Origin of the sequence: Streptosporangium sp. NPDC048047 (genome assembly GCF_040653115.1) — a bacterium.
In the GTDB taxonomy this organism is placed as follows: domain Bacteria; phylum Actinomycetota; class Actinomycetes; order Streptosporangiales; family Streptosporangiaceae; genus Streptosporangium.
This window is the reverse complement of record NZ_JBEZNH010000013.1, coordinates 137,121-149,866: the sequence shown is the minus strand read 5'-3', so window position 1 is coordinate 149,866 and position 12,746 is coordinate 137,121. Positions and strand designations below refer to the sequence as shown.

The window sequence follows — 12,746 nt, the reverse complement described above, 5'->3', positions numbered from 1 at the left end:
CCCGCGGGGATCCGCCCGCCGCCCCGGCCCGGACCCCGGGAGGCGGGCTTCCCCCGCCCGGGTCGCCGCGCCCCGATCCGCCGGGTCGCGACCCGCCGTCACGCCGGTGGGTGGACCGGCACCATGATCTTCCCCTACGGTTCCAGCGTTGCCCGCCGTAGGGGAGGTCGTCGGTGAAGCGGACGCTCGTCGCGTTTGCAATGTTGGTGAGCGCGCTGTGGCCGGGAACGGCGCACGCGGCGCCGCCCGCCGGGCGGGTCGTCCTGATCGGCGTCCCCGGCCTGCAGTGGAGCGACCTCGGTCCCGGCGCCACCCCGAACCTGTGGCGGCTGGCCGGCCAGAGCGCCACCGGTTCGCTGTCGGTCCGCACCGTCGGCAAGGTGACCTGCCCCTACGACGGCTGGCTGACCGTGTCGGCCGGCGTCCGCTCGGCGGTCGGCTACGGCTGCGGGCTGCCGCCCACCCCCGAGCCGTCCGGCGCCGGCGCGGTCGTCCCCGACTACGACTACCTGTTCCGGGTCGCCCGGCAGCGGAACGCCGGATCGCTCGGCGAGGCCGTCCACGCCGCGGGCGGGTGCACGCTCGCCGTCGGGCCGGGCGCGGCGCTGGCCCTGGCCGACCGGCGGGGTGCGGTCGACGTCTACGCCTCCTCCCCCGCGCACCTGCCGGACCTGCCGCCGGACGCCTTCACCCGGTGCCCGGTGGCCGCCGTGGACGTGGACGGCCTGATCCGCCCCTACCTGGCCGGAGACCGGCTGCCCGGTGCCGAGGACGCGCTCGGCCCGGACCGGCGGGCGCGGGCGCTGCGGGACGCCGACACCGCCGTCGGCGCGGTGCTGGCCGCGGTGCCGCCGGACACCAGGGTGCTGCTGGCCGGTCTGTCCGACCACGGGGACACCCCGCACCTGCGGGTGGCCATGATGCGCGGAGCGGACGTCGCGGGACGCTTCCTGGGGGCGGCCTCCACGCACCGCGAGGACGTCACGATCCTCCCCGACCTCACCGCCACGATCCTCACCGCGGCGGGCGTACCCGTCCCGGACACGGTCATCGGTGTGCCCTGGCGGGCCGGAGGCCGTACCGGCGGGGCCGGGGCGGCGCGGGACGAGCTGGTCGGCGCCGACCGGGCCGGTCAGGCGATCAGGAACATGAGCGGGGTGTTCTTCACCTCCGTCGCCGTGCTCCAGGTGGGCTTCTACCTGGTGGCGTTCCTGCTGATGCGGCGCAGACGCGGGACGGGGGCGATCCGGGTGGCCGCCCTGGCGCTGGCCGCGCTGCCGGTGTCGACGTACCTGGTCAACCTGCTGCCCTGGCGGCACGCCGGAGCGCCGGTGCTCGCGCTGACCGGCGGGATCGTCGCGATCGCGGCGGCGCTGGCCGCGGTGGCGCTGGCCGGACCGTGGCGGCGCGACCCGCTCGGGCCGCTGGCCGTCGTCGCCGGGGTCACCGCCGTGGTACTCGCCGGCGATCTGCTCACCGGCACCCCGCTGCAGCTGAACAGCGTGATGGGCTACACCGCGGTGGTCGGCGCCCGCTACTACGGCCTGGGCAACATCCCGTTCGCGCTCTTCGCCACCTCGGTGCTGCTGCTGGCCGCCGTGCTCGCCCACCGGCTCGCCGCGCGCGGGCGGCGGACGGCAGCGGTCACCGCCGTGGCGGTCCCGGGCTGTGCGGCGATGATCCTGGGTGGCTGGCCGGGGGTGGGCAGCGACTTCGGCGGGGTGATCGCCTTCGTGCCGGGCATCGCGGTGGCCTCCCTGCTGCTGGCCGGCCGGAAGGTGTCGGTCGTCAGGCTGGGCTCGTTCTGCGTGGCCGGCGGCGTCACGGTGATGGTCATCGCCTTCCTCGACCACCTGCGCCCGCCCGGGTCGCAGACGCACCTGGGGCGGTTCGTCGGTCAGGTGATCACCGGCGAGGCGCTGGAGGTGATCGGCCGCAAGCTCGGCGCGATGCTGAACACCCTGCTCAGCCCCAACCTGATGCCGATCGTGCTGGCCGCGGCGGCGTTCCTGGTCTACGGGCTGCTGCGGCCGGGGACGGCGAGCGCCGGGGTGCTGCCGGCGGCCTTCACCCACTCCCCCGCGCTGAAGGCCGGCCTGATCGGCACCCTCGTCAGCGGGGTGGTGGGCATGCTGGTCAACGACTCCGGTGCGGCCGTGCTGTCCATGGCGCTCGCCCTGGGGCTGCCGCTGGTGCTGTCGGCGGGCGTCCAGGCGCTGCGGGACGGGACCCCCGCCTACGCGGAGGCGGGCCAGCAGCCCGCGAGGAGGTCGCGGGTGTCGCGCAGGAGCTGAGGCAGCACCTTGGTGTGGCCGACCACCGGCATGAAGTTGGTGTCGCCGCCCCAGCGGGGCACCACGTGCTGGTGCAGGTGCGCGGCGATGCCCGCGCCGGCCACCGCGCCGAGGTTCATGCCGACGTTGAAGCCCTGCGCGCCGCTGGCCTTGCGCAGGGCGGCCAGCGCCCGCTTGGTGAAGTCGGCGAGCTCGGCGGTCTCCCCGGCGTCGAGGTCGGCGTAGTCGGACACGTGGCGGTAGGGGCAGACCATCATGTGCCCGGAGTTGTACGGGTAGAGGTTGAGCACCGCGAAGACCGACGTGCCGCGGGCGACGACCAGCCCGTCCTCGTCGCTCATCCGGGGGATGTCGCAGAACGGGCAGCCGTCGTCGGGGCCGGTGCCGGTCGGCTTGTTCGTGCCCTTGATGTAGGCCATCCGGTGCGGAGTCCACAGCCTCTCGAAGGCGTCCGGTGTGCCCGCCCCGTGCTGCGCCTGCGGCTCTTCGCTCATGGCGTTCAGCATATTGCCCCGCGACCTCCCGCGGCCCGGCGCCTCCCGGCCGCGGCGGCCCAGGAAGCGGGGCCGGCACGCGTCCGCCGGACGTCCGGCGGGCGGGCCGTACACCGTGGGGACGGGCGCCGGAACGCGCGCCGGCCGCGGCGGGAGTCCGCCGCGGCCGGGAACGGGCCGATCGGGGCGCCGGCCCCGGGGCGTCAGACCTGGACGCGGCGCTCGATCGCGTCGACGATCTCGTCGATCGCCTGGTCGACCGGGACGCCGTTCTTCTGCTCGCCGTTGCGGAACCGGAAGGAGACCGCGCCGGCCGCGATGTCGTCGTCGCCGGCCAGCAGCATGAACGGCACCTTCGACTTCTGGGCGTTGCGGATCTTCTTCTGCATCCGGTCGTCGGAGGCGTCCACCTCGATGCGGACACCCCGCTCGCGGGCCTTCTTGGCGACGTCCTGCAGGTAGGGCGCGTGGGCCTCGGCGATCGGGATGCCGACGACCTGTACCGGGGCGAGCCAGGCGGGGAAGGCGCCGGCGTAGTGCTCGACCAGGACGCCGAAGAACCGCTCGATCGAGCCGAACAGCGCCCGGTGGATCATGACGGGCCGCTTGCGGGTGCCGTCGGCCGCCTGGTATTCGAGCCCGAACCGCTCGGGCAGGTTGAAGTCGAGCTGGATCGTCGACATCTGCCAGGAGCGGCCGATCGCGTCGCGCGCCTGCACGGAGATCTTGGGACCGTAGAAGGCGGCGCCGCCCGGGTCGAGGACCAGCTCCAGCTTCTCGGCCTCGGCGACCTCGCGCAGCGTCGCGGTCGCCTCCTCCCACACCTCGTCGGAGCCGACGAACTTCTCCGGGTCCTTGGTGGACAGCTCCAGGTAGAAGTCCTCCAGGCCGTAGTCGCGCAGCAGGTCGAGCACGAACCGCAGCAACGAGGTCAGCTCGTCGCGCATCTGCTCGCGGGTGCAGTAGATGTGCGCGTCGTCCTGCGTCATGCCGCGCACCCGGGTCAGGCCGTGGATGACGCCGGACTTCTCGTAGCGGTAGACCGAGCCGAACTCGAACAGCCGCAGCGGCAGCTCACGGTAGGACCGTCCGCGCGCCCCGAAGATCAGGTTGTGCATCGGGCAGTTCATCGGCTTGAGGTAGTACTCCGCGCCCTCCAGCTCCATGGGCGGGAACATGCCGTCGCGGTACCAGTCGAGGTGGCCGGAGACCTCGTACAGGTGGCCCTTGGTGATGTGCGGGGTGTTGACGAAGGAGTAACCCGCCTCCTCGTGCCTGCGCCGGGAGTAGTCCTCCATGACGCGGCGGATCACACCGCCCTTGGGGTGGAAGACCGGCAGGCCCGAGCCCAGCTCGTCGGGGAAGGAGAACAGGTCGAGCTCGGCGCCCAGCTTGCGGTGGTCGCGCTTCTCGGCCTCCTCCAGCAGGTGGAGGTATTCGTCCTGCTTCTCGCGCGACTCCCAGGCGGTGCCGTAGATCCGCTGGAGCTGCGGGTTCTTCTCGCTGCCCCGCCAGTAGGCGCCGCCGGAGCGCATCAGCTTGAACGCCGGGATGGACCGGGTGGTCGGCACGTGCGGGCCGCGGCACAGGTCCTTCCAGCACAGCTTCCCGGTCTTGGGGTCGTGGTTGTCGTAGATCGTCAGCTCGCCGGCGCCGACCTCGACGTTCGCGCCGTCCTCGGCGGAAGCGCCGCCCTTCAGGCCGATCAGCTCCAGCTTGTACGGCTCGGCGGCCAGCTCCTCGCGTGCGTCGTCGTCGGAGACGGCCCGGCGGGAGAAGGTCTGGCCCTGCTTGACGATCTCGCGCATGCGCTTCTCGACGCGCTTGAGGTCGTCGGGGGTGAACGCGTCGGCGACGTCGAAGTCGTAGTAGAAGCCGTTCTCGACGGGCGGGCCGATGCCGAGCTTCGCCTCGGGGAAGATCTCCTGGACGGCCTGGGCCATGACGTGGGCGGTGGAGTGGCGCACGATCGCCCGGCCGTCGGGGCTGCCGACCTCCACCGGCTCGATCACGTCGCCGTCGGCGACGCCGGCGGCGAGGTCCTTCAGCTCGCCGTTCGCGCGGGCGGCGACCACCGAGCGGCCGTCGGCCCCGAGCACGTCGCCGTACGTCGTGCCCTCCGCCACCACGCGCTCGGCTCCGGCGAGGGTGACACGAAGTTCTGGCACGGCGGACACGGTTGCTCCCTGGGAGACGACGACATTCTGGTCTGTCCAACCGATGCTACCGGTGCCGGACGGGCGATATCCCGGGCATCACGCCCTCGGGGCGCCGCCACCGCGCCTCACCGCGCCGGCGCCCCGGGGTCCGGCGGCGGCCCGGCGGCGGCCCGGCGCGCCAAGATCGACCCGGGCACGCCGCGGCGGCGACCCTGACTACCCTTGGGAGGGTGAACGCAGCAGCCCAGACCTCCGGCGCGTACGGCGCCGGCATCGCGACCATAACCGCCGGCGGAACCGTCCTCGACACCTGGTTCCCCTCACCCGAGCTGGGCGATCCGCCCCTCTCCGGCACCGAGCGGCTGACGGCGGAGGAGGCCGCCGAGGCGCTCGGCCCGGACGTCGCCGCGCTGCTCGGGCCCGATGAGGCCCGCGGCGTGGAGGTGGTCGCGGTCCGGACCGGCATCGCCAAGCTGTCGGAGGCCCCGGCCGACACCCACGACGTCTACCTGCGCCTGCACCTGCTGTCGTCCCGCCTCGTCGCGCCGCACGGCCTGAACCTCGACGGCGTGTTCGGCCTGCTGGGCAACGTGGTGTGGACGAATCAGGGCCCGTGCGCGGTGGAGGGCTTCGAGCGGACGCGGCTGCGGCTGCGCGCCCGCGGCCCGGTGACCGTGTACGGCGTCGACAAGTTCCCGCGGATGGTCGACTACGTCGTCCCCGCCGGGGTCCGGATCGCCGACGCCGACCGCGTCCGCCTCGGCGCGCACCTGGCGTCCGGCACGACCGTGATGCACGAGGGCTTCGTCAACTACAACGCCGGCACGCTCGGCGCCTCCATGGTCGAGGGCCGCATCTCGGCGGGCGTGGTCGTGGGCGACGGCTCCGACGTCGGCGGCGGCGCCTCGATCATGGGGACCCTCTCCGGCGGCGGCAAGGAGGTCATCTCCGTCGGGCGGCGCTGCCTGCTCGGCGCCAACGCCGGCATCGGCGTCTCCCTCGGCGACGACTGCGTCGTGGAGGCCGGCCTGTACGTCACCGCCGGGACCAAGGTCACCCTCCCGGACGGCCGGGTGGTCAAGGCCGCCGAGCTGTCGGGCGGGTCCGGGCTGCTGTTCCGCCGCAACTCCACCTCCGGCGCCGTCGAGGTCGTCCCCCGGCGGGGCACCGGCATCGAGCTCAACAGCGCGCTGCACGCCAACGACTGACGGCGGTGACGCCGGACAGGGCCGCCAGAGCCGCCAGAGCCGCCAGAGCCGCCAGGGCCACTGTGGCGGCGCGGTGGATCACCGGGCTGTTCGCGCCCCAGGTGCTGGTCATCACGCTCCCGCCGGTCGTCGGGCTGCTCGCCGGCGGCCCGCCCGCCGCCGCCTGGGGGCTGGTCGCCTCGGCGCTGTGCGGGGGCGTCCCGGCGGGGGTGATCTACGCGGGGGTCCGGTCCGGGCGGCTGGACTCCCACCACCTGGTCGACCGGACGCGCCGTACGGGGCCGCTGCTGGTGGCGGTCGCCGCGGTGCTGGCGGCACTGGTGCTGCTGGCGGTCCTGGGCGCGCCCCGGCTGCTGGTGGCCACGGTGACCGCGATGCTGGCCGCGCTGGCGGTGACGGTCCCGGTCACGCTGCGGTGGAAGATCTCCTTCCACGCGGCCGTGTCGGCGGGCACCGTGGTGGTGCTGGCCCACGTGCTGCCCGCCGCGCCGACGCTCGCGGCCGGCGCGCTGGTCACCGCGACGGTCTGCTGGGCGCGGGTACGGCTGGCCCACCACACGCCGGCGCAGGTCGCCGCCGGGGTTCTGGCGGGGGTGGGCTCGGCCTGGCCGACGCTGAGCGCCTTCGGCGTCTGACGGGCGCGTCCGTCCGGGCGAAGTGAAGCCGGGCCGGGATCAGGCCCGGGCCGGAACCAGGCCGGACCGGAGCCGGAAGCGCCCGCCCGCCGTCCCCGGCGCCGGGGCCGCCGCCCTCAGCCCCTCAGGTAGGCGAGGACGGCGAGGACCCGCCGGTGGTCGTCCCCCGCCGGGGGCAGGTCGAGCTTGGCGAAGATGTTCGCGATGTGCTTGGCCACCGCCGCCTCGGTGACCACCAGGGCCCGTGCGACGGCGGCGTTGGAGCGGCCCTCCGCGACCAGGGCCAGCACCTCGCGCTCGCGCGGGGTGAGCCGGCGCAGCGGGTCGCGGCGGTGCGCCAGCAGTTGCCTGACCACTTCGGGGTCGACGACGGTGCCGCCGGCGGCGACCCGCTCCACGGCGTCGGCGAACTCCCGCACATGCCCGATCCGGTCCTTGAGCAGGTAGCCGATCCCGGGGCCCATGATCTCGGCGACGTACGCCTGCTGGACGTACTGGCTGAGGATCAGCACCGGCAGGCCGGGCCGTACGGCGCGCAGGGCGAAGGCGGCGCGCAGGCCCTCGTCGGTGAAGCCCGGCGGCATCCGCACGTCGGTCACCACGATGTCGGGCTCGTGCTCGGCGACGGCGGCGGTGAGCGCCGGGGCGTCCCCGACGGCCGCGGCCACGGTGTGGCCGAACCGTTCCAGCAGCCCGGCCACCCCCTCGCGGAGCAGGACCGAGTCCTCGGCCAGGACTACGCGCACGACATCCCCTTCCGGGATCTGCGGAACCGCGGGCGGGCGGTCAGGGGCACGGGGTCTCCGCTCACGGCCGGTCGGCGGGCCGGCGGGCGCCCGGGGAGGGTTCCCTGGCGGACGGTCAGGGGCATGGGATCTCCACTCGCAGCAGGGTCGGTCCTCCCGCCGGGCTGGACAGCGACATCACGCCGCCGACCACGGCGAGCCGGTCGGCCAGCCCCGCCAGCCCGGTGCCGCCGGCCGGGTCGGCCCCTCCGCCGCCGTCGTCGTGCACCTCCAGCACGAGTATCCCGCCGGATCGCGGGCTCTCGCCGACGAGACGTCCCCTGACCAGGCAGCGGCTCGCCCCGCTGTGCCGGGCGACGTTGGTCAGCGCCTCGCCGACCGTGAAGTACGCGGTGATCTCGACCGCCGGCGGCGGCCGCCGGGGCAGCACGACGTCCGTCTCGACCGGCACGGGCGAGCGCCCGGCGAGGTCGAGCACCGCGTCGGGCAGACCGAGGTCGGTGAGGACGCGCGGGTGGATGCCCCGGATCAGCTCGCGCAGCTCGGCCAGGGCCAGCAGGGCGTGCTCGTGCGCCTCGGTGACCCGGTCCGCGGCGGGGGATCCGGCCGGGAGGTCGAGCCGGGCCATGCCGAGCGCGAGCGTCAGCGCGACCAGCCGCTGCTGGGCGCCGTCGTGCAGGTCCCGCTCGATCCGGCGCCGCTCGGCCTCGAAGGCGTCGGCCAGGCGGGCCCGGGAGCGGGTGAGCTCGGCCAGTTCGGCGTCGGGATCGGCCAGCAGCGTCCTGACCAGGGTGGCGCGGGCGCCCGCCCAGATGGTCACCGGGTAGGCGGCCAGCGGCAGGAGCGCGATCCCGCACAGGGACACGAGCAGATCGACGACGGGGCCGAAGTCGGAGCTCGGCTGGAACGGCGCCGACAGCAGCAGGCCCGGGATCCAGACGCCGACGCTGACGAACCCCAGGTCGATCCACCACAGCGCGACGACCGCCAGCAGCGTGTGGCCGGCCTCGCGCCAGGTGGCCTGCTCCCGCAGCCGGGTGCGGAGCCAGGCGCGCGGGCCGGGGGCGGGGGGCGCGGCGTGCGGGTCGGCGATGGGCGCGGTCTCCACCAGCCGCAGCAGCCACCGCTCGTACCGGCCGGCCAGCAGCGCGCCCGGCACCGCCGCGACCATCACCGCCGCCACGGCCGTCACGGGACCGACGGCGGCGGCGAGCCAGACCGCCAGGGCGGGGACCACGCCGAACACCACGCCCGACAGCAGGTACACCAGGGACCGCCACGGCCAGGCCGTCCGCAGGAAGCCCAGGGGACGGCTCGTGAGGGCCCGCAGCGCGGTCCGGGGTGCCTGCGGCCCGTCCCCCGCCAGGAGGAGCGGGACGTCGAGAGGGCCCGGGGCACGACCGGGGGCACCGGACACGTCAGGGGAACCGCCGGACGCGCCGGATGTACCGGATGTACCGGAGGGACGGCCGGGGACGCCGGGCGGGCCGGAGGGGTGACGCACGGTTCGACGCTACAGATTCCGGCGCGCGGCGTCGGTAGTGCCAGGTGGAGTATCGCCTGTCCCCCCTCCACCAGTGCGCCGGCGGCCCCGCCGCCCTTGGCTTGGACCATGACGAGCGAGACGACGACAGACGCGGTGAAGGCGTCGGAGCCCGCGGCCGAGGCGGTCCTGCTGCGGTCGGTGAGCAGGGTGTACGGCGCCGCCCCCCACGCGGTGACCGCGCTGGACGACATGACGATCGGCTTCCGCACCGGGACGTTCACCGCGGTGATGGGCCCCTCCGGCTCGGGGAAGTCCACCCTGCTGCACTGCGCCGCCGGACTGGACCGGCCCACCGGAGGGCAGGTGATCCTCGACGGGACCGACCTCGGACCGCTGGACGAGACCGCGCTGACGCTGCTGCGCCGCGGACGGGTGGGCTTCGTGTTCCAGTCGTTCAACCTGGTCCCGGCGCTCACCGCCGAGCAGAACGTGGCGCTGCCGCTGCGGCTGGCCGGGGTGCGGCCCCCGGCCGCGGAGATCCGGGCGGCACTGGCCGAGGTGGGCCTGGCCGGACGCGCCGGTCACCGGCCCGAGGAGCTGTCGGGCGGTGAGCGGCAACGCGTCGCCGTCGCCAGGGCGCTGGTCACCCGGCCCGCGGTGCTCTTCGCCGACGAGCCCACCGGGGCGCTCGACACCCGGGCCTCGCGGGAGGTGCTGGCGCTGATCCGCGACGTGGTGGACCGGCGGGGACAGACCGTGGTCATGGTGACCCACGACCCGGTCGCCGCGGCCCACGCCGACCGGGTGGTCCTGATGGCCGACGGCCGGATCGCCGAAGAGCTGACCGGCCCGGCCGGGTCGCGTCCGCGGGCCGAGGCGATCGCCGCCCGCATGGCCGCCCTGGAGGGATCATGCTGAGCCTGGACATGGTGCGGGGCGGCCGGGCCGGTTTCGCCGGCGCGTTCGCCGCCCTCTTCCTGGGCGTGACGCTGGTGTCGACGACGGCGCTGGTGTTCGCCTCCGCCGGGCCGCGCGTCCCCGCCCGGTACGCCGGAGCGGCCGTGCTCGTGCGCGCTCCCGCGGCCGTCCAGGGCGACGGCTCCTTCCTGGCCGACCGGCCCTGGCCGCCGGAGACGGTCCGCCTGCTGACGGACCGCCTGAAGGCCGTCCCCGGGGTGGCCGCGGCGGTCCCGGACCGCTTCTTCTACGCCCAGCCCGTCATCGACGGCCGTCCCGACCCCTCCCGGACGGAGGGGCGTCCCTGGTCGAGCGCCGCCCTCGCGTCCCACCGGCTGGTGTCCGGGTCGCCGCCCGCCGGGGACCGCGAGGTCGTGGTGGGCCGCGCCCTCGGTCTGGCGTCGGGGTCGCCGGTCACCCTGCTGACCGCCGCCGGGCCCGTGCCGTACGTCGTCTCCGGCGTCGTCCACAGCACCGTCTCCGGCACCGTCTCAAGCACCGTCTCCGGCGCTGTGGACGGGCCGGACCTCTACCTCGGCGACGCCGCGGCGGCGCGGCTGTCCGGCGGGGTGCGGGTGATCGGGCTGATCACCGCGCCGGGCGCGGACCTCGCCGCCGTCGGGGCGGCGGCCCGGACGGCTGTCGGGGGCCTCGGCGAGGTGCTCCCGGGCGACTCGCGGGCGGCGCTGGAGACGAAGGCCGACGCGCGTACCCGGTGGATCGGCACGCAGGTCCTGACGGCCATGGCGAGCCTGTCCGGGTTCGCGGTGGTCTTCGTGGTGGCGTCGACGTTCGCGTTCGGCGTCATGCGGCGGCGGCGCGACCTCGGCCTGCTGCGCGCCGTCGGGGCCACGCCCCGGCAGATCAGGAGAATGGTCCGCGGCGAGGCCCTGGTGGTCGGCGTGGCGGCGGCCCTGGCCGGCGTGGCGGCGGGGGCCGCCCTGGCGCCGGTGTCCGGGGACCTTCTGGTGGCGGCCGGGTTCGAGCCGCCGGGCTTCTCGGTGCGGATCACGGCGTGGCCCCTGGCCGCGGCGTTCGGCGGCGGGCTGGTCGTGGCCCTGCTCGGGACCTGGTCGGCGGCGCGGCGCGCGGCCCGGACGTCCCCGCTGGAGGCGCTGCGCGAGGCCGCGGCCGACCGGCGGCCGATGACCCGTACGCGCCTGCTCCTGGGTTCGGCATTCACCGCCGCCGGGATCGCCGTCGCGGTCGCCGTGGCCGGCACCCGGCCGGATGGGATCGTGACCCTCGCCCTCCTCGCCGCGATGGCGCTGATCGCGGGCATCGCCCTGCTCGCGCCCATGGTGCTGCCGCCGGTCGTGCGGGCTCTGCTGTGGCCGCTGTCGCGGACCCGGGGGGCGGCCTGGACGCTGGTGCGGGAGGGCTCGCTGGCCGGGATCCGCCGCACCGCGTCGACGACCGCGCCGGTCCTGATCACCGTGGGCTTCGCCGTACTGGTCACCGGCATGGTGCAGACGACGGCGGGCGCGTTCGCGCTGGGCCGCACCTCGGCCGTGCGGGCGCAGGCGGTGGTGGTGCCCGCCGACGGCGTCCCGGGCCTCTCGGACGCCGTGGTCACCGCGGTCACCACCGACGCCACGGACGCCACGGACGGGGGTACGGCGGACGGCGCGACCGGAGGTGCGGCGGACGGTGACGGGGCGGGTGGCGCGCCGCTGCCCGCCACCGTCCACCCCGACGGGATGCCTCCCCAGGCGGCCCTGGGTGTCACCGCTCTGGAGACGGGCCGCTCCCCCGCCGGGCCCGGCGACCCTCGTGCCGGAACGGACTCCCCGGACGAGGCGGTCCGGGGACGGGAGACCGGGGGTCTCCGGGAGGACCGCGAGGTCTCCGGCGGCCCCGGGACCGTGGTCGTCGCCCGGCGGGTGGCGGCGGAGCGCGACTGGCGGGCGGGGGACACGATCCGGCTGACCTTCGAGGACGGCCGCGCCGAGTCGCTGCGGGTGGCGGCCGTGGCCGATGGGGCGCCGGCGGCGTTCCTGCTGCCGCGCGGCGTGGTGCGGGCGCACGACCCCTCGGCGCTGACCCCGGAGATCCTCCTCCCCGGGCCCGCCCCCGGCGCGGACCGCCTCGGGCCGCTCGGGGCCAGGGCGCTCGGCCCGGCCGCCTACGCGGCGGGCTCCCGGGACGAGGACGACCGTCTCGTGTGGCTCTTCACGCTGGTCCTGGTCGGCACGTCGGTCGGGTACACCGGCATCGCGGTCGCCAACACGCTGTTCATGGCCGCGTCCGGCCGCGTCCGCGAGTTCCGGGTGCTGCGTGCTTCGGGCGCCACGCCCCGGCAGGTGCTGGGCGTGGTGGCCGCCGAGTCGGCGCTCGTGACGGCGATGGGGAGCCTGCTGGGCGCGGCGGTCGCGCTGCCCGCGCTGCTGGGCATCCGTTCCGGGCTGAGCGGGCAGGTCGGCGCGCCCGTCCCGCTGATCGTTCCCTGGCCGGCCGTGCTGGGTGTGGTGGGCGCCTGCCTGGTGCTGGCCGTGGCCGCCGGGGTGCTTCCCGCCCTGGGAGCCGTACGGCGGGCCCGCTGACCGGCCGCCGCCCGGCCGCCCGGCGGAGGGGCCGGGCGGCGGGCGGCCGTTCAGAGGCCGGCCCGCCGTTCATGGACCGGGCCGTCGTCCGGGGAGGCGTTGTTCGCGTTCGGGGAGGCGTTGTTCAGGGGCGTTGTTCAGGGGCGTTGTTCAGGGGCGTTGTTCAGGGGCGTTGTTCAGGGGCGTTGTTCAGGGGCGTTGTTCAGGGGCGTTGTTCAGGGGCG

General features: G+C 75.7%; 9 protein-coding genes. 5 read left to right on the top strand and 4 right to left on the bottom strand.

Annotated elements, in window-relative coordinates:
- Nucleotides 1–200 precede the first annotated feature (200 nt).
- Nucleotides 201–2,294 (top strand): hypothetical protein, encoded by a 2,094-nt coding sequence (locus AB0D67_RS14645; protein WP_362934324.1) that lies wholly within the window; start codon nt 201–203, stop codon nt 2,292–2,294.
- Here the strand turns inward: AB0D67_RS14645 and AB0D67_RS14640 are convergent.
- Nucleotides 2,237–2,788 carry an HIT domain-containing protein gene (locus tag AB0D67_RS14640; RefSeq protein WP_362934237.1) on the bottom strand — a complete coding sequence of 184 codons (552 nt, stop codon included), beginning with the start codon at nt 2,786–2,788 and terminating at the stop codon, nt 2,237–2,239. The genes AB0D67_RS14645 and AB0D67_RS14640 overlap by 58 nt on opposite strands.
- Nucleotides 2,789–2,991: 203 nt before the next feature.
- Nucleotides 2,992–4,965 carry a threonine--tRNA ligase gene (gene thrS, locus AB0D67_RS14635; RefSeq protein ID WP_362934234.1) on the bottom strand — a complete coding sequence of 658 codons (1,974 nt, stop codon included), beginning with the start codon at nt 4,963–4,965 and terminating at the stop codon, nt 2,992–2,994.
- Between the two features lie 212 nt (nt 4,966–5,177).
- Between thrS and dapD the strand changes: the two genes are divergently transcribed.
- Nucleotides 5,178–6,155, top strand: coding sequence for a 2,3,4,5-tetrahydropyridine-2,6-dicarboxylate N-succinyltransferase (gene dapD, locus AB0D67_RS14630; RefSeq protein ID WP_362934231.1), 978 nt, complete (start codon nt 5,178–5,180; stop codon nt 6,153–6,155).
- A 5-nt stretch (nt 6,156–6,160) separates the two neighbouring features.
- On the top strand, nt 6,161–6,790 hold the full coding sequence (locus AB0D67_RS14625) for a hypothetical protein (RefSeq protein WP_362934228.1): 630 nt from the start codon (nt 6,161–6,163) through the stop codon (nt 6,788–6,790).
- Between the two features lie 116 nt (nt 6,791–6,906).
- On the opposite strand, the gene AB0D67_RS14620 is transcribed toward AB0D67_RS14625, so the two are convergent.
- Together AB0D67_RS14620 and AB0D67_RS14615 are read right to left on the bottom strand one after the other, a co-directional pair.
- A complete protein-coding gene (locus tag AB0D67_RS14620) occupies nt 6,907–7,536 on the bottom strand; it encodes a response regulator transcription factor (protein ID WP_362934225.1) in 630 nt (209 codons plus the stop codon).
- Nucleotides 7,537–7,651: 115 nt separating this feature from the next.
- Complete coding sequence (locus AB0D67_RS14615; RefSeq protein ID WP_362934222.1) at nt 7,652–8,953, bottom strand: sensor domain-containing protein; 1,302 nt, start codon at nt 8,951–8,953, stop codon at nt 7,652–7,654.
- Between the two features lie 195 nt (nt 8,954–9,148).
- Here AB0D67_RS14615 and AB0D67_RS14610 point away from each other — a divergent pair, with 195 nt between their 5' ends.
- The gene (locus tag AB0D67_RS14610) at nt 9,149–9,940 is read left to right on the top strand and encodes an ABC transporter ATP-binding protein (RefSeq protein ID WP_362934219.1); all 792 of its coding nucleotides are present in this window, start codon (nt 9,149–9,151) and stop codon (nt 9,938–9,940) included.
- On the top strand, nt 9,934–12,522 hold the full coding sequence (locus tag AB0D67_RS14605; protein ID WP_362934216.1) for an ABC transporter permease: 2,589 nt from the start codon (nt 9,934–9,936) through the stop codon (nt 12,520–12,522). The genes AB0D67_RS14610 and AB0D67_RS14605 overlap by 7 nt, the downstream gene beginning before the upstream one ends.
- The last annotated feature ends 224 nt before the right edge of the window (nt 12,523–12,746 follow it).